At 70.1% G+C, this 16,338-nt stretch carries 16 protein-coding genes; 14 read left to right on the top strand and 2 right to left on the bottom strand.

The window, feature by feature from the left end:
• Positions 1-58 precede the first annotated feature (58 nt).
• Positions 59-586, bottom strand: coding sequence for a GDSL-type esterase/lipase family protein (locus ACLBX9_RS19575; RefSeq protein ID WP_447720108.1), 528 nt, complete (start codon positions 584-586; stop codon positions 59-61).
• Positions 587-697: 111 nt separating this feature from the next.
• Between ACLBX9_RS19575 and ACLBX9_RS19570 the strand changes: the two genes are divergently transcribed.
• The 7 genes from ACLBX9_RS19570 (at position 698) to ACLBX9_RS19540 (ending at position 4,895) form a co-directional block, all read left to right on the top strand.
• On the top strand, positions 698-1,210 hold the full coding sequence (locus ACLBX9_RS19570; RefSeq protein WP_010684554.1) for a phage tail tip lysozyme: 513 nt from the start codon (positions 698-700) through the stop codon (positions 1,208-1,210).
• Between the two features lie 67 nt (positions 1,211-1,277).
• Positions 1,278-1,820, top strand: a complete 543-nt coding sequence (locus ACLBX9_RS19565; RefSeq protein WP_447720107.1) for a hypothetical protein — start codon at positions 1,278-1,280, stop codon at positions 1,818-1,820.
• Between the two features lie 75 nt (positions 1,821-1,895).
• Positions 1,896-2,243: a hypothetical protein gene (locus ACLBX9_RS19560; protein WP_447720106.1), complete on the top strand. Its 348-nt coding sequence runs from the start codon at positions 1,896-1,898 to the stop codon at positions 2,241-2,243.
• 1 nt (position 2,244) lies between these two features.
• The gene (locus tag ACLBX9_RS19555; RefSeq protein ID WP_010684557.1) at positions 2,245-2,466 is read left to right on the top strand and encodes a hypothetical protein; all 222 of its coding nucleotides are present in this window, start codon (positions 2,245-2,247) and stop codon (positions 2,464-2,466) included.
• Between the two features lie 187 nt (positions 2,467-2,653).
• Positions 2,654-3,025 carry a PepSY domain-containing protein gene (locus ACLBX9_RS19550; RefSeq protein ID WP_010684558.1) on the top strand — a complete coding sequence of 124 codons (372 nt, stop codon included), beginning with the start codon at positions 2,654-2,656 and terminating at the stop codon, positions 3,023-3,025.
• Between the two features lie 35 nt (positions 3,026-3,060).
• Positions 3,061-3,738: a response regulator transcription factor gene (locus ACLBX9_RS19545; RefSeq protein WP_010684559.1), complete on the top strand. Its 678-nt coding sequence runs from the start codon at positions 3,061-3,063 to the stop codon at positions 3,736-3,738.
• 5 nt (positions 3,739-3,743) lie between these two features.
• Complete coding sequence (locus ACLBX9_RS19540) at positions 3,744-4,895, top strand: 2-methylaconitate cis-trans isomerase PrpF family protein (protein ID WP_010684560.1); 1,152 nt, start codon at positions 3,744-3,746, stop codon at positions 4,893-4,895.
• Positions 4,896-4,937: 42 nt separating this feature from the next.
• On the opposite strand, the gene ACLBX9_RS19535 is transcribed toward ACLBX9_RS19540, so the two are convergent.
• Positions 4,938-5,834, bottom strand: coding sequence for an AraC family transcriptional regulator (locus ACLBX9_RS19535; protein ID WP_447720105.1), 897 nt, complete (start codon positions 5,832-5,834; stop codon positions 4,938-4,940).
• Between the two features lie 133 nt (positions 5,835-5,967).
• Between ACLBX9_RS19535 and melA the strand changes: the two genes are divergently transcribed.
• The 7 genes from melA to ACLBX9_RS19500 all read left to right on the top strand — a co-directional run bounded on the left by melA (position 5,968) and on the right by ACLBX9_RS19500 (position 16,269).
• Positions 5,968-7,461, top strand: a complete 1,494-nt coding sequence (melA, locus tag ACLBX9_RS19530) for an alpha-galactosidase (RefSeq protein ID WP_447720104.1) — start codon at positions 5,968-5,970, stop codon at positions 7,459-7,461.
• A 62-nt stretch (positions 7,462-7,523) separates the two neighbouring features.
• Positions 7,524-8,780: an ABC transporter substrate-binding protein gene (locus tag ACLBX9_RS19525; protein ID WP_447720103.1), complete on the top strand. Its 1,257-nt coding sequence runs from the start codon at positions 7,524-7,526 to the stop codon at positions 8,778-8,780.
• Between the two features lie 69 nt (positions 8,781-8,849).
• Positions 8,850-9,800, top strand: a complete 951-nt coding sequence (locus tag ACLBX9_RS19520) for a carbohydrate ABC transporter permease (protein WP_447720185.1) — start codon at positions 8,850-8,852, stop codon at positions 9,798-9,800.
• A 2-nt stretch (positions 9,801-9,802) separates the two neighbouring features.
• Positions 9,803-10,648 (top strand): carbohydrate ABC transporter permease, encoded by an 846-nt coding sequence (locus tag ACLBX9_RS19515; protein WP_447720102.1) that lies wholly within the window; start codon positions 9,803-9,805, stop codon positions 10,646-10,648.
• A gap of 43 nt (positions 10,649-10,691) precedes the next feature.
• Positions 10,692-11,711, top strand: coding sequence for an ABC transporter ATP-binding protein (locus ACLBX9_RS19510; RefSeq protein WP_447720101.1), 1,020 nt, complete (start codon positions 10,692-10,694; stop codon positions 11,709-11,711).
• A gap of 221 nt (positions 11,712-11,932) precedes the next feature.
• Positions 11,933-14,587 carry a CBM35 domain-containing protein gene (locus tag ACLBX9_RS19505; RefSeq protein WP_447720100.1) on the top strand — a complete coding sequence of 885 codons (2,655 nt, stop codon included), beginning with the start codon at positions 11,933-11,935 and terminating at the stop codon, positions 14,585-14,587.
• A 263-nt stretch (positions 14,588-14,850) separates the two neighbouring features.
• The gene (locus tag ACLBX9_RS19500; RefSeq protein WP_010684568.1) at positions 14,851-16,269 is read left to right on the top strand and encodes an ATP-binding protein; all 1,419 of its coding nucleotides are present in this window, start codon (positions 14,851-14,853) and stop codon (positions 16,267-16,269) included.
• The last annotated feature ends 69 nt before the right edge of the window (positions 16,270-16,338 follow it).

The following is a 16,338-nucleotide window of genomic DNA, read 5'->3' as shown; positions in this document are numbered from 1 at the left end:
CCGCCGTCGTTCCGGGCTCGCCTGCGGCGCCCTGGAATGACGGGCGCGGTCGCTCCGCTCACCCCGGCACCAGCGCCGCCAGCATGACCGGCTCGATCGCCGCGTAGCCGGCCGCGTTCAGGTGGATGCCGTCGTCGGTCAGCGCCGGGCGGAGCGCCCCGGAGGCGGTGGCGAGCGGCGCGTGATACTCGATGAGCCGGGCGGACCCCGCCGCGCAGGTGGCGTGCAGCCACGCGTTCAGGGCGCGGATGCGCGACACCGGCCGCAATTCGGGCCGCCAGCCCCAGAAGTCGCTCGGCATCACGGTGCCGATCCAGAGCGGGAGCCCGGCCTCGAAGGCGAGCCGGCCCATGGCGAGGATGTTCTCGCGGATCGCGGCGTCCGTGACCGGGCCGTCGACCTCGGCGATGTCGTTGATCCCGCAGAGCAGGTGAACGCCGCGCGCACCGCCCGCATCCCGCAGGAAGCGGGCCCGGATCTGTCCGCTCGTCTCGCCCGGCATCCCCCGGGCCAGGAAGCCGTGGCGCGCGAAGGTCTCGGCCCGCGCGAGGCCCCAGGCCGCGGTGATCGAATCGCCGATGAACACCAGCGGCCTGTCCTGTCCGCGTCCCACGATCCACCCCGCCCGCGCCGCCCGAGGGCGTGTCTAGCAGGGCCTTAGCCCGGCGGCGGCCGGCCCGCCATGAGGGGAACCCACATGAAGACCGTTCCACACGGCCCGGCGCAGGACGGCGTCTTCGCCTCCGAATGCCGCCGCCTCGGGCCCCGCCTGATGCGCGACCTCGGCCTGACCGCCGTGCAGGCCGCGGGCCTCCTCGGGAATCTCGGCCATGAGAGCGGCGGGTTCCGCCACCTTCAGGAGATCGCCCCGACGGTCGCCGGCGCCCGCGGGGGCTGGGGACTCGCCCAGTGGACGGGGCCGCGGCGCATCGCGATGGAGGCGTGGTGCCGGGCGCGCGGCCTCGATCCTGCGGCCCCGGAGGCGGCCTACGGTTATCTCTGCGCGGAACTGCGCAGCACCGAGGCCCCGGCGCTGGCCGTCCTGCAGACGGCCGCGACGCTCGAGGCCGCCACCGAGGCGGTCTGCCGCCGCTTCGAGCGGCCCGGCATCGTGGCGCTGCCGAGCCGCCTCGCCTGGGCCCGCCGGGCGCTCGCCGCCCTCGGCGGCGGTGACGCTCCCGCGCCGCCCGGATCCCGCGGCGCCGGCTGAGCCGCACCCGCGCAAGCCGTTCCCGAGCCGGCCGGGTCCGCCGCGCGCCTGACAACGGAGACCGCCCATGACGCACCGCATCCGAGCGGGGCTCGCGCTCGCCTGCGCCGCCCTCCCGTTCGCCGCCCTGCTGCCGCCGGCGCAGGCGGGGGATGCGTCCGCCGCGGCCGTGAGCGTGCCGTGGGGCGACTGGCTGGTCGCCCTGCTTCAGCCGGTCTCGGCCGTGCTGGTGCCGATCGCCGCCGCGGCGGTGACGGCCGGCGTCGCCCGGGTCGCGCCCTGGGCCGCCTCCGTGCTGACCCGGGACCGGGTCGAGGCGGCGATCCGGGCGGGGGCCGCCTACGGTCAGAACGCCGTGGCCGGCGCGGCGAAAGGCCGGACGGTCAGCGTCGATCTCGGCGCCGCGGTCGTGGCCGCCGGCGCCCGGCACGTGCTCGCCACCGCGCCGGCCCGCGTGGTGCGGCGTGCGGGCGGCCCGGAGGGTGTCGCCGCCCGCATCTTCCGGGCGCTGCCCCTCGACCCGCAGGCCAGCGCCGCCAACGTCCTCGCCCCGGCGCTGACGCAGCTGCAGGTGGCCCCGACGCGGAAGACCGGCGCGCGACGCGGCTGAGGCACCGCCGGCTTCCGGCACCCGCACGGCCGGGCGCTTCCGCGCGCCCGGCCCACCCTGGGACAGGGGAAGGTCATGACCAACATCCGCACGCCGCCCCGCAGGCCCGCCGCCGAGCCCGGCGAGGACGAGGTCGGTTCCGGCGCCCTCGGGGGCCGTGCCCGGACGATCCGCTTCCCGCCTTTCTGGCACGCGTGGTTCGCGCGCCAGACCGTGCCGCGCCTCGCCGCGCTGGACGAACTGGTGGACGAGCAGATCGAGCGGCGAGCGCTGCGCCGTTATCTGCGCCGGCTCAAGCACGCGACGGTGCTGGCCTTCGTCGCGGCGGCCACGGCCGCACACTGGTTCTCGGATCAGATCGCGTGGCTCGTGGAGCGCATCCCCGCCCTGCGGGCCCTCTGGGCGCTTGTCGTGGGAGGTTGAGATGAACCTGTGCCGGGACCGGATCCTCGACCGCCTCTGGCTCGCCCTCTCGGGCGCCGCGGCCCTGTCGGCCGCGCTCCAGGCGGGGGCGCAGATCGGAGCCCGCCCCTGCTCCTCCGGCGGCCCTTTCCTCGCCGCGCAGGCGACCGCGTCCGACATGCCGGCGCGGACGGCGCTGAGCGCCGCGGGGTGCCGCGACGCGCATCCCGGCGGGCTTCGATGAGGGGCTCCGCTTGCCTGTGCGAACCGGTCGACGCGGCGGAACCTGGCGGCGCCTCGGCCGTAATGCCGGCACGATGCCGCGCGCCGTCCGATCGTCCTCCGTCCCGCAGTCCAGCCCGGTCGCCGCGCGGCGCTTACGGCCCCGTATTCAGGACGCATTCAGTGCCCTCGGCGCACATCTCCTGGCAATGCGCTACGCCATCGCCCTCGTCGCCATCAGCCTGACCGCCGCGGCCCTCGCCGCGGGCGGCCTCGGCACCATGGCGGATGACGGGCCGGCCCCGCAGACGGGCGCGGTCTCCGGGCAGGCGCCCCTGCGGATCGAGACCTGCCTGTCGCCGGCCGACATGCGCGAGGAGGTCGGCGAGCGGCGGGTGATCCCGCCCGTGGCGGCGATCCGCGCGGCCCGCACGGTGATCCCCCGGGCCGAGATCCAGCGGGCGAGCCTCTGCCGTTACGAGGACACCCTCGTCTACATGCTCACCGCCTTGCGCCGGGACGGTCATTTCGTGCACGTGATCGTCGACGCGCGCACCGGCAGCGTGGCTGGACAGTATTGAGCGGGCGCCGAAACCGTTTCGGAGGGGAGTGAGCCGTGCGTCTGCTCGTCGTGGAGGATGACAAGGACATCAACCGGCAGGTCGTGGCCGCCCTGGAGGAGGCCGGTTATGTCGCCGACAAGGCCTATGACGGCGAGGAAGGCGGCTATCTCGGCGAGAGCGAGCCCTACGACGCCATCATCCTCGACATGGGCCTGCCCAAGGCCGACGGCGTGACGGTGCTGCAGAAGTGGCGCCGGGCCGGGGTGAAGACGCCGGTGATCATCCTCACCGCGCGCGACCGCTGGTCCGACAAGGTCGACGGCTTCGATGCCGGCGCCGACGACTACGTCACCAAGCCCTTCCACATGGAGGAGCTGATGGCCCGGGTCCGCGCGCTGCTCCGCCGAGCCGCCGGCCACGCCACCAGCCAGATCGCCTGCGGGCCCGTGACCCTCGACACGCGCTCCGGCAAGGTCTTCGTCGACGGCGCCCAGGTGAAGCTGACGAGCCACGAATACCGGTTGCTCTCCTACCTGATGCACCATACCGGCCGGGTCGTGTCCCGGGCCGAGCTGACCGAGCACCTCTACGACCAGGATTTCGACCGCGACTCGAACACCATCGAGGTGTTCGTCGGGCGGCTGCGCAAGAAGCTCGCCGTCGACCTGATCCAGACCGTCCGCGGCCTTGGCTACCTCGTGGATCCCAACCAGCCGCCGGCCCGGGTCTGAGGGCCGTGTCGGCCCCCGGCACGCTGCCCGCCGTGTTCATGCGCGGCGGCACCAGCAAGGCCCTGATGTTGCACAGGCGCGACGTGCCGGGCGACCTCGCCGCCTGGGAGCCGGTCTTCCTCTCCGCCATGGACAGCCCCGACCCGTTCGGCCGTCAGCTCAACGGCATGGGCGGCGGCGTCTCCTCGGTGTCGAAGATCTGCGTGATCGAGCGTTCCGCGCGGCCGGACGCCGACATCGACTACACCTTCGTGCAGGTGGTGGTCCGCGACGGGCGGATCGACCTCTCGGGCAATTGCGGCAACATGCTCGCGGCGGTTGGGCCCTTCGCGGTGGACGAGGGGCTGGTCGAGGGTCCGGACGGCCCGGTGAGCCTGCGGATCTACAACACCAATACGCGCAAGCTGATCGAGTCCAGCTTCGCCGTTGAGGGCGGCCGCAGCGTCTATCGCGGCGACCTCGCGATCCCCGGCGTCGCCGGCACGGGCGCACCGATCCGCCTCGACTTCGTCGATCCGGGCGGCGCGACGACGGGCCGGCTCTTGCCGACCGGCGTGGTTCGCCAGACCCTCGACGTGTCCGGCCTCGGCCCGATCGAGGCCTCGCTGGTGGACGCGGCCAATGCCTGCGTCTTCGTCCGCGCCGCCGATCTCGGGCTCGCCGGCACCGAGCTGCCCGCCGCCCTGGAGGCGGTGCCCGGTCTCCTCGATCGGCTCGCTAAGATCCGCCGGGTCGCCTCCGTGGCGATGGGCATCGCGCCGGATCTCGATGCGGCGGCCCGCATCGTCCACGTGCCCTTCGTGGGGCTGGTGTCGCCGCCGCAGGAGGCCGCCAGCCTCTCGGGGGAGACGATCCGCGCCGCCGCGGTCGACCTGACCGCCCGCGTCATCTCCAACGGCGTGCCGCATCAGGCGCTGCCGCTCACCGCCACCCTGTGCCTCGCGGTGGCCGCCCGAATCGAAGGCAGCCTCGTCCACGAGGCGGCCCGCGCCACGGAGGCGGCCCTGCGCGTCGGCATGCCGTCCGGGGTCCTCACCGCCGACGCCGCCGTCACGCGCGACGGTGACACGTGGCGGGCCGAGCGGGGCGCGTTCTTCCGCACGGCGCGGCCGCTGATGCGGGGCGCGGTGTATGTCGACGCGCCGGTTCCCCGCTGACGCGCCGCGATACGGCGGGCGAGGCCGAGGGCGCCGGACCGGTTACGGCCGGGCCGTCGCCGCGGCGCGGCCGGGATCCGCGTCCATGCCGGTGCTCCGGAACTCCGTCGGGCTGATCCCGTAGGCGCGCCGGAAGACCTTGGCGAAGTAGTTGGGGTCTGGATATCCGCACCCGCGGGAGACGGCCTTGATGCTGATCTGGCCGTTGGCCAGCAGGCGGGCCGCCAAGTCCATCCGTTGCCGGGCCACGAACTCGGCCGGCGCCACGCCCTTGCTGCGGGCGAACAGGCGGCTGAAATGCGATCGGCTCACGCCGGCGACCCCCGCCAGCGTCTCGATGTCGAGCGCCGCATCCAGATTCGCGCGGATGAAGGCGACGGTGCGGTCGACGGCGTCGTTCCCCGTCGCGGCGTCGCTCCGCTCCGCGCGGGCCATCACGTCGTCGTGGACCAGCATGATCGCCCGGTAGGCGAGACTGGAGGCCTGCCCCGCGCCCGGCACGGGCGCCCGCAGCGATGTGCAGACCGCCGCGAGGGCATCCACCGTCTCGGTCCGCAGGCGGAAGATCGGACCGGCCGACCGCAGGATCGCCCGGTTGAGGCGCAGGGCCTCCCGGCCGGTGACCGCGATCCAGAAGAACGACCAGTCCTCGCCCGGCTCGATCCAGTAGCGATGGGCGTGCGGGATCGAGACCAGCATGGTCTGCCCGGCCTCCGGCCGCCACAGGCGCCGCTCGTAGCGCAGGCGCCCCCGGCCGGCGACCGTGTGCTGCAGCACGGAGAACGGGGCCTGACCGCGCTTCAGCCCGTCCCAATCGTAGGAGCCAGGAAGCGCCCGCTCGTACCCGGCGCTCGTCGGCATGACGTGGAAGCCGCCGTGCCGAAGCGGGAACGAGATGTCTCTGCGGAACGGCCCCGCCTGCACCAGCGCATCGAGCACAAGATTACCCGCGAAGGTTCTAATTTCCTCTACCACGGTCCGGGCGCCGATCGTAGCGTCGTCTCATAGCAAGAAGAAGATCTCCGGAAATAGTCCGTGCGACGTGACATCTCGCGGATCGTGGGAGGACGGGATGGCCAATTTCAAGATCGCCATCATCGGCGCCGGGAGCGTCGGTTTTACGCGAACGTTAGTACGAGATATTCTGTGCGTGCCCGAACTGCACGATATCGAGGTCGCCCTGACCGATATCAACGAGCGTAATCTCGGGATGATCGCGGAGATCCTCAACCGGATGATCTCCGCCAACGGGCTGCCGACCAAGATCTCGGCCACCACGGACCGGCGCGAGGCGCTAGCTGGCGCCCGGTACGTCATCAACTGCACCCGCATCGGGGGCCTGGAGGCCTTCGCGGAGGATATCCGGATCCCGCTTCGCTACGGCGTCGACCAGTGCGTCGGGGACACGCTCTGCGCCGGCGGCATCCTGTACGGGCAGCGCTCGATCGCGGCGCTCCTCGACTTCTGCAGGGACATCCGCGCGGTCGCCGAGCCGGGCGCCCGCCTGCTGAACTACGCCAACCCGATGGCGATGAACACCTGGGCGGCGATCGACTACGGCGGGGTGGACACGATCGGCCTGTGCCACGGCATCCAGCACGGCTGGAAGCAGATCGCCGAAGTCCTCGGCGCCGAGGACCCGCACGAGATCGAGTACGTCTGCACCGGGATCAACCATCAGACCTGGTACGTCGACATCCGCTGGCGCGGCCGGCGCGTGCCGGCCGAGGAACTGCTGGCCGCCTACGAGCGGCATCCGGTGATCTCCAGGCAGGAGAAGGTCCGGATCGACGTCCTGCGCCGGTTCGGCGTCTACTCGACCGAGTCCAACGGGCACCTGTCCGAGTACCTGCCCTGGTACCGCAAGCGTCCCGACGAGATCGCGCGCTGGATCGACCTCTCGGACTGGATCCACGGCGAGACCGGGGGCTGCCTGCGGGTCTGCACCGAGGGGCGGAACTGGTTCGAGCACGAGTTCCCGCAGTACCTCGCCAGTTCCAGCCGGATCATCGACCCGGCCCGCAGGACCGTCGAGCACGCCAGCTACATCATCGAGGCGCTGGAGACCGGGCGGGTCTATCGCGGCCACTTCAACGTCAAGAACAACGGCCTGATCTCGAATCTCCCCGCGGACGCCATCGTCGAGAGCACCGGGTTCGTCGACCGGTTCGGCCTCAACATGGTCGCGGGCCTGAGCCTGTCCGATGCCTGCGCGGCGCCCTGCATCGCGTCCATCAACGTCCAGCGGATGTCGGTCAAGGCGGCGGTGACCGGTGACCTCGACCTGCTGAAGCAGGCGGTGCTGAACGACCCGCTGGTGGGCGCGGTCTGCATGCCTGACGAGGTCTGGCAGATGGTCGACGAGATGGTCGTCGCCCAGGCCGCGTGGTTGCCGCAATACGCGGGGGCCATCGAGGGGGCGAAACGGCGGCTGGCGAACGCGACGGTGCGGCGCAGGGACTGGGCCGGGGCCGCGCGGCTCCCGGTGCGGTCGGTCGAGGAGATCCGGACCGCGCAGCGCACCGGCAACGAGACCGTCGCGCCGGACGAGCAGATCGTCGCCTGAGACACCGGCCGTCCAAGAAAAAGCCAAGACCTCAAAACCAAGACTTTTCGGGGGAGGACACCGTGGCGATCTACAGGCGCCAGATGCTGGCGATGGCGGCCTTGTTCCCGCTGCTGGCCGCGGGGCCCGTGCGCGCCGAGCCGGTCACGCTCGCCTACTGGGTCGCGTGGGACCCGCTCCAGGCGGAGGCCAAGGCGGCCCAGGCGGCCATCGCGGAGTTCGAGGCCGCCAACCCCGACATCAAGGTCAAGACGCAGGTCATCGCCTACGACGCCCTGCACGACAAGCTGGTCACGGCGCTGGCGGGCGGCGATGCGCCGGACATGGCCTGGGGCCTGGGCGAGTGGCTCGGGGAGTTCAACAGGATGGGCGTGCTGGCCGATCTCAGCGCCCACGCCAAGGCCTGGCCCGATCTCGGCGCGCTGTATCCCAACGTCGTCCGGAACCTGACGATCGACGGCAAGCTGCGGGCATTGCCCAACTATCTCGGCCTGCGCGCGCTGCTCTACCACGCCGACATGCTCAAGGCGGCCGGCATCGAGACGCCGCCCAGGACCTGGGACGAGCTGGTGCAGGCGTCCGCGGCCATCCAGGCCGAGACCGGCAAGCCGGGCTTCGGCATCGCCGGCAAGGGGGTCCGCGCGGTGCAGGAACTCTTCACCTGCCTGGCCCAGAACGGCGTCGAGATCGCCAAGCGGATGCCGGACGGGAAGTACCGCAACACCTGGGCCGAGGCGCCCGAAGAGCTCGAGCGGGTGACCGGGGTCCTGTCGCTGTACGGGCAGCTGCTCTCCGAGAAGGCGATCGCGCCGCAATCCGTCAACTGGAGTTGGGAGGATGAAGACACCAACTTCGCCCTCGGCCAGTACGCGATGGTGATGAACGGCTCCTGGATGAAGGGCCGCATTGACCAGAATCCGCAGGCGATGCGGGACGTCGCCGTGGCGCCGCCGCCGGTTGGACGGATTGCCGCGACCTTCTTCGAGATCGCGCCGCTCTACGTCTTCACCGGCAAGCACCTCGATGCCGCGTGGAAGCTCGCCACCTTCTTGCTGAGCCGGGGCGTCCAGACGGCGATGTTCCCGGACCGCTCGCCGCGCTCCGACGTTCAGAGCGACCCGGTCTGGGGCAGGCCGTTCACCGCGCTGGTGCCGATCGGCGTGTCCTTCCCGCCGATCGTCCTCGGATCGATCCCCCGCGACATGGAGACGGCCCTCGGGCGCGTGCTCCTCAAGGGCGAGAAGCCGGCCGCCGTTGCGGCTTGGCTCGGGCAATCTGTCAACAAGAGCCTGAAGCGCTCCGGACAGCTCTCGGAATAGCGCGCGGTACCGGCCTCCGCCGGTGCGGCATCCGGAATTCAGGCGCTGGGAGGCGCACGCGTGACGACCATGGATATGGCAACCGGATCGATCGCGTCCGGGCCGCAGGCCGGCACCGGACGCAAGGCCCGACACACCGTCTGGCCGTCCGCGCGGGTCCGGGCCGCCTGCGCCTTCCTCGCGCCGGTCGCGGTGCTGGTCACGGCCCTCATCGCCGCCCCCCTCGCCGGCGTGGTCTGGAACAGCCTCCACCACGCCAGCCTGATCGACGCGAGGGTCGGCGGCTTCGCGGGCCTGGAGAATTTCCGAACGGTGCTGGACGACGAGCACTTCCTGCCGGCGCTGATGCACACGCTGGTGTGGACCGTCGTGTCCGTGGCCGGAGAATACGCCTTCGGCCTCGCATCGGCCCTGGCGCTGGCCCGGCCATTCCGGGGCCGGGCGTTGGTGCGCGGCCTCGTCATCCTGCCCTGGGTGATCCCGATCGCCATCGCGGGCGTCAACTGGGCCTGGCTGCTCAATCCCGATTACGGCGTCCTGAACGCCTGGCTGGTCCGCGCGGGCCTGCTGACCACGCCCCACGACTGGCTCGGGCACAGCGAGACGGCCCTGCTCACCGTGACCCTGGTCAACATCTGGCGCAGCTTCCCCTTCTACACGATCAGCCTCCTGGCGGCGCTGTCGTCGATCCCGGACGACCTGTACGAGGCCGCAGCCCTGGACGGCGCGGGGACCGTCCGGCGCTTCGTCGTCCTTACGCTGCCGCACGTCCGGACGGTGTCGCTTACCCTGATCGTCGTCCACGTGATCTGGACGGCGATCAACTTCGACTTCATCTGGGTGATGACCCAGGGCGGCCCGCTCGATGCGACGGAAACGCTGCCGATCCTGATCTACCGCTACGCCCTGCAGGAGTTCGACGTCGGCCTCGCCTGCGCCCTGGCCACCCTGTCGATGGCCGCGATGGCAGCGCTGTTCCTCGTACAGGCCGGCCTCGCCCGGGCGCGGGCGGCGCGCTGATCATGGTTGTCTCCGCGCGTCACAGGACCGTGTCGGGCCTCGCCACCGGCCTCGTGCTGGCCTTCTTCGTGGCCTTCTGCGTCTTCCCGTTCCTCTGGATGATCGACACGGCGTTCAAGCCGCCCGGCGAGGTCTTCAGCACCGCGCCGACGCTCTGGATCGCGAGCCCGACCTTGAGCAACTTCCGCTCCGTCGTGCTGGAGAGCCCGTTCCTGATCTATTTCGGCAACAGCGTGATCGTCGCCGGGGCCTCGACGATCGTGACGGTATCCCTCTCGATCTTCGCCAGCTACGCGATGAGTCGCTGGTCCTATCTCCCGGTGACGCAGATCGTCGCCGGAGGGCTGATCCTCTCGCAGATGATCCCCGGCGTCCTGCTGCTGATCCCCCTCTACGTCCTGATCCGCAACATGGGGCTTCTCAGCACCTACGCGGCCCTGGTCATCGTCTACTGCACCTTCATGGTGCCGCTCGCGAGCTTCATGCTGAAGGGATTCTTCGACGCGATCCCGCGCGAACTGGAGGAAGCCGCAGCGATGGACGGGTGCTCGCGCCTGGGCTTCATCCTGCGCATCCTCCTGCCGGTCAGCCTCCCGGGCCTGATGGCGACCGCTGTCTTCGCGTTCATCGCCGCCTGGAACGAATTCATGTTCGGCTACGTGCTGATCAACGACGATGTCCGCCGCACGCTGACCCCCGGCATCATGATCTTCAAGGGATCGCACCAGACGGATTGGGGATCGCTGACGGCGGCGTCCGTGCTGGCCGCCCTGCCGGTGGCGCTTGGCTTCGTCTACGTGCAGCGGTTCCTGATCACCGGCCTCGCCGCCGGAGCGGTGAAGGGCTGATCTGAGGCGGATTGCACAACGAGATCATAAGGTTGCGTGCGCGATGACGTCCATTCGCTTGCGGCGGGTCACGAAGGCGTTCGGAGACAGGACCGTGATCCCGCCCCTCGATCTGGAGATCGGTCAAGGCGAGTTCGTGGTCTTCGTCGGACCCTCGGGGTGCGGAAAGTCGACCCTGCTGCGTCTGATCGCCGGGCTGGAGGAGATCTCCAGCGGCACGATCGAGATCGACGGACGGGACGTGAGCGAGGCGCCGCCGGGCGAGCGCGGCCTCGCCATGGTGTTCCAATCCTACGCGCTCTACCCGCACATGAGCGTTGCCGAGAACATCGGTTTCCCGCTGAAGATGGCCGGGGTGCCGAAGTCGGTGATCGCCGAGAAGGTCGCTGAGGCGGCCACCCGGCTCAATCTGACCGACTTCGTCGACCGCCGTCCGAGCCAGCTGTCGGGCGGCCAGCGCCAGCGCGTCGCCATCGGCCGGGCCATCGTCCGCGCGCCGAAGGCGTTCCTGTTCGACGAGCCCCTGTCGAACCTCGATGCCGCCCTGCGGGTCGGCATGCGGCTCGAGATCTCCGAGCTGCATCGGCAGCTCGGAACCACGATGATCTACGTCACGCACGATCAGGTCGAGGCGATGACTATGGCCGACACGATCGTGGTGCTCAACCGCGGGCGCATCGAGCAGATCGGCGCGCCTCTGGAGATCTACAACAATCCCGCCAACCTGTTCGTCGCGCAGTTCATCGGCTCGCCGACGATGAACATCCTGCGTGGCCCGGCGGCGGACGCGCTGGGTGCCCCGCTCGTCGGCATCCGGCCCGAACATCTCGTCATCGTGCCGGCCTCTGGCCAAAGCCCGGCCGACGGGCTGGCCGGCATCGCCTCCGCCTCGGAACACCTCGGATCCGACACGTTCATCCATGTCCACCTGAACGAGGGCGGCACCGTGAATGCCCGCGTGAGCGGCGAGGTCCGGATCGACCGCGGTGCCTCGGTGGTGGTCGTCCCCGAGCGGACTCAGCTCCATCGCTTCGCCGCCGACGGCGAAGCCCTCCGCATCTAACTTCCTGAGGCCCTCGCGGATCGCCCTTTTCGGGCGTTCCGGCCCCGCGCCCGATGGGGCTGCGGGCGCTCTGCACCCCGCTCCCAGCTCTGATCGACGGCGAACGCTCGGATGACCGGCCCACCGAAAGGTGCGGCCGGCAAAGTCGTTCGTCGTCGGCAGATGAGCCATGCCCGTCCTGCAGCATGGCAGGGGCGAACCCCCACCACCCGGAGATCAACATGTCGGATACCACTGCGCTGGGTCAGACGAGCGGCGCGCCAAACAACACGGTGACGGCGGATTTTGGAAACAAATCAAGAACAGGAGCTTTCCGTGGCGGTGCAAGCGGCTTCCTCTACGGTCTCGGCGACGACGGCGTGCCGACGCAGGCCCTGATCAACGGCGCGCACATCACCAACGTCTCGCAGAAGGCGCCCTACGGAACCCAGCACCCGTCGGGCGACGCCCTGACCACCGAGAGCAGCTTCTTCGCCGGATACGGCAAGGACATGTGCATCTACATTCAGGATTACTATCCGGACTGGGCCTATAACGGCGGTGCGCGCCCCGGCGACACGCGGACATACAACCAGACGGATGGGACCTTCACGACGGGCGGGAACGGGACCTGGGATTATCTCGAAGTCGTCGAGTTCGTCACCGAGGCGGTCGCGACGCGGTCGGCGCATCCCGAGCGGTACGTCTTCATCCCCTTCAACGAGCCGGATGGCGGGAACTGGTACGCGAACTGGTCCAAGATGAAGCAGCAGTTCCTGGAGGATTGGAAGGCGGCTTACGACGCGATCCAGGCTGTCTGGACCCGCCACGGGCTCGGTCACGCGCGGGTCGGCGGCCCCGGCCATACGCAGTGGCGCAAGGATCAATCGACCGACCTGCTGACTTACGCGCGCGACAACAAGTGTCTTCCGGACGTCTTCATCTGGCATGAGCTCGGCGTCGACAATCTCAGAACCTATCCGATCCACTACCAGGAGTATCGCGCCGTCGAGAAAGCGCTCGGCATCTCGCCGATCGCGATCAACATCACCGAGTACGGCATGCTGCGGGACATGAGTGTCCCAGGTCAATTGGTTCAGTGGATGTCGCTCTTCGAGGACACGAAGGTCGACGCCCAGGCCGCCTACTGGAACTATGCCGGCAATCTATCGGACAACACGGCGCGGCCGGGCGGAGCGAATGGCGGCTGGTGGATGTTCAAGTGGTATGGCGATCTGGACGGGAGCGAGACCGTGCAGACGACGACGCCGTCGGCCAAGACGGCCGATCGGCTCCGGGCCATCGGTGCCATCGACACCGACAACCGGCGGGCCACGATCCTGTGGGGCGGCCAGGATGGCGACGTTGCGCTGAACGTCACGGGGTTGGATACCGCCAAGTTCGGAACCGGCGTGGACGTCGAGGTTAGGCAGGTCGTGCATTGCGGCGCGGAGGGGCTGGCGGAGACCCCACGGGTCATCCAGGCTGCGCGGACGATCGACATCGCGAGCGGCGGGTTCAGCCTCACCGTTCCGGGCTGCGACCGGTACTCCGGCTATCAGATCCTGATCACGCCGGCTCAGATGCGGGATGTGGTCCAGTCATTCTCCTCACAGACATGGCTGACCGCCGCCGAAGCGGAAACGCTTCAGATCGCTTCGGCCAAGGTCTTCGATCATAACCCGACCGCGGCCAACGGCTGGCAGTTCCTGGCCTCCGGCGGCCGCGACGTCGGCCAGTTCAACGATGCCGGATCGCGGCTCGATTGGAAGGTCACGGTTCCGCAGGACGGGACCTATCGCCTTCAGGTGATCGCAGCGACTCCGGGAGCGCCCGGACGCCACGCCCTGTTCGTGGATGGAAAGGATCAGGGCATCATCCAATACGCGGCCGATCTTGCGCTGACGAGCACGGATCGATGGAACTACCGGGGCAGCGCCGAGCGGTCCGTCGTGCTGACCACCGGTGAGCACACGCTCTCCATCCGGGCGAGCTCCGACGGGTCCTCGAAGCTGCCCGGATCCGACATCACCTTGGACAAGCTGTTCCTCAAATACATCGACGACGGCGAGGTCACCGAATATCCGTCCACCACCTTCCGGTTGAGCGGCGGATCGAAGCTCGACTGGGGCGCGACCGACTCTGGCTGCGCCGTGCTGTCGGGGCAAGGGAAGGCCTCCATCTACGTGACGGCGATCGAGCGCGGCTACTACGATGTGGACTTCGCCTGGACCGCGTCGGACCCTGCGGCGGTCACCGTGTCCCTGAACGGGCGCCCGTTCACCGTACCCGCCGTCGACAAGGCCGGCCGGTGGCGGAGCAACCTGTGCCTCCATCTCGTCGAAGGCATCAACGAGATCGTCCTCTCGTCATCGGCGGAGGTGCGGGTCCAGGCGCTCACCACACGGAGAAACCGCGGGGCGGATGCGAACGCCTGTCGTGTCTCGGCCGAGACGGTGCGCGTGCTCGGGGCCGCGAAGTTCACGGCGGTCGATCAGTCGGCGGGTTCCAACGTGTCCGGGACCGGCTACGTGACCGGCCTCGGAGGAGGTTCGACCAACGCCCTCGAGATCAGCCGGCCGTCGTCTGTCGGCGCGGGCGATTACGATCTCACGGTCGTGTATTCGAACGCGCAGGTCGCCGGCAAGCACGACTACAATCCGCAGGTGGTGGATCTGAGCCTCAACGTATCGGAAGCCGACACACTCGTCGGCTCGGCACGGCTGCGGTACACCTACAGCTGGATCAGTTTCTGGCAGCGAACCCTGCCGGTCTCACTGAAAACGGGGGCTGCGCCCGTGACGATCTTCAGCCCCGGCGACGTCGGCCCGTGCATCGACGCGGTCGTCTTCGCGCCCGTGCAGCCCGTGGCCCCGGTCACGCGTCCGCTCGTGTGAGGTCCCGGCGCGATCCCTCCGGGTCGCGCCAGGACCCGAAAGGCCGTCGGAGTCCGGGTCGGCGGTTTCGATCCCCCGCCCTCCGTGGAGGCTGATCCCCGGGGCCGGCACCCGCGCGGACCGCGCGGGTGCCGGTTCGCCGGCCACCTGGACGGCCGACGCGCGTCCTTGACCCGGGCGAAGCCGCGCTGCAGATCGGTGCGGCGGCTGGCCGGGCCGCCAGGAGCCGTGCGTGAAGGATCGGGTCGCGTGGTGACCGCGTCGTGATTGATCTCATCGGCCTCCTCTCCCTGCGCCGCCGCTCCATCGCGGTGCGGCTCGCCGTTTCGGCCTTCCTGGCGAGCTCCGCGATCCTGCTGATCGCGGCCTGGATTCTCACGACCCTCTACCGCGAGAACACCGAGCGGTCCTTCGACAGCCGGCTGCTCGTCTTCGCCAACAATCTCGCCACCGACCTCGTCTCGCCCAACGATCCGGAGAGCCGGACCTTCTCGCTGGGCGACCCGCGCTTCGACCTGCCCCTGTCCGGATGGTACTGGCAGGTCGGCAAGCCCGACGCGAAGCCCCGGGACGTGCGCACCTCCCGCTCCCTCGTGGGCGTGCCGCTGCCGGCCGCGACCGATTCCGACGGCAAGGTCGGGGTCGGTCAGATCCGCCAGGGCTACGGCAAGGGGCAGGACGGGCGCCTCCTGCGCATCATGGAGCGCGACGTCGATCTCGGCGAGGAGGGCCGCTACACGGTCCGGGTCGCCGGTCCCGCCGACGAGATCGTCAACGACGTCGATCGCTTCCGCAACTCGCTGACCATCACCTTCGGCCTGCTCGGCCTGTCGCTGGCGATCACCACCCTCCTGCAGATCCGGTTCGGCCTCGCGCCCTTGAAGAAGATGCGTGCCGCGCTCGGCGCCGTGCGCCGGGGCGAGGCCGACCGCATCACCGGCACCTATCCCCGCGACATCGCGCCGCTCACGGGCGAGGTGAACCTCCTGATCGAGACCAACCGGGAGATCCTGGAGCGCGCCCGCACCCAGGTCGGCAACCTTGCCCACGCCCTGAAGACGCCGCTCTCGATCATCGTCAACGAGGTCGGCGCCTCGGACGCGCCCGAAGAGCTGGCGCAGAAGATCCGCGAGCAGGCCGCGGTGATGCGCGATCAGGTCAACTACCACCTCGACCGGGCTCGCGCCGCAGCGCTCGCCGGCACCCTCGGGACGTCGACGGAGGTCGAGCCGGCGCTCGCCGGACTCGTCCGGACGTTCGGGAAAATCTACCGGGACAAGGACATCGCCTACGATGTCCACGTGCCGCCGGGCCTGCGCTTCCGGGGTGAGCGGCAGGATTTCGAGGAGATGGTCGGCAACCTCGTCGACAACGCGTCGAAATGGGCGAATGCCCGGGTGGCGATCCGGGCCGAAGCGGTGGACAAGGACGATTATCCCCACCTCGTCGTGGCCATCGAGGATGACGGGCCCGGCCTGCCGCCGGAGGCCCGCCAGGCCGTGCTCGGCCGCGGCCGGCGGCTGGACGAATCGAAGCCCGGCTCCGGCCTCGGCCTGTCGATCGTGGCCGATCTCGCCGCCCTGTACCGAGGGCGCTTCACCCTGGAACAGGCGGCGCTCGGCGGCCTGCGGGCGGTGCTGGAGGTGCCGGGCGACGCGCCGGTCGGAGCCGCCGCGCACTGAGGCTGTTCACCTCCGATGTGGATGCCGCGCGGCGGGACGCGGCCTCATGGCCCTGGCTAGGCCCTTGTC

It is taken from the genome of Methylobacterium sp. A49B (assembly GCF_053346215.1).
Note: the sequence above shows the minus strand (reverse complement) of the source record. Positions and strands in the feature narration are given on the sequence as shown.

Bases quoted from the DNA above. Each gene is read 5' to 3' on its own strand.
- ACLBX9_RS19570 (WP_010684554.1), top strand. From the start codon at position 698: ATGAAGACCGTTCCACACGGCCCGGCGCAGGACGGCGTCTTCGCCTCC.
- ACLBX9_RS19565 (WP_447720107.1), top strand. From the start codon at position 1,278: ATGACGCACCGCATCCGAGCGGGGCTCGCGCTCGCCTGCGCCGCCCTC.
- ACLBX9_RS19560 (WP_447720106.1), top strand. From the start codon at position 1,896: ATGACCAACATCCGCACGCCGCCCCGCAGGCCCGCCGCCGAGCCCGGC.
- ACLBX9_RS19555 (WP_010684557.1), top strand. From the start codon at position 2,245: ATGAACCTGTGCCGGGACCGGATCCTCGACCGCCTCTGGCTCGCCCTC.
- ACLBX9_RS19550 (WP_010684558.1), top strand. From the start codon at position 2,654: ATGCGCTACGCCATCGCCCTCGTCGCCATCAGCCTGACCGCCGCGGCC.
- melA (WP_447720104.1), top strand. From the start codon at position 5,968: ATGGCCAATTTCAAGATCGCCATCATCGGCGCCGGGAGCGTCGGTTTT.
- ACLBX9_RS19520 (WP_447720185.1), top strand. From the start codon at position 8,850: ATGGATATGGCAACCGGATCGATCGCGTCCGGGCCGCAGGCCGGCACC.
- ACLBX9_RS19515 (WP_447720102.1), top strand. From the start codon at position 9,803: ATGGTTGTCTCCGCGCGTCACAGGACCGTGTCGGGCCTCGCCACCGGC.
- ACLBX9_RS19510 (WP_447720101.1), top strand. From the start codon at position 10,692: ATGACGTCCATTCGCTTGCGGCGGGTCACGAAGGCGTTCGGAGACAGG.
- ACLBX9_RS19505 (WP_447720100.1), top strand. From the start codon at position 11,933: ATGTCGGATACCACTGCGCTGGGTCAGACGAGCGGCGCGCCAAACAAC.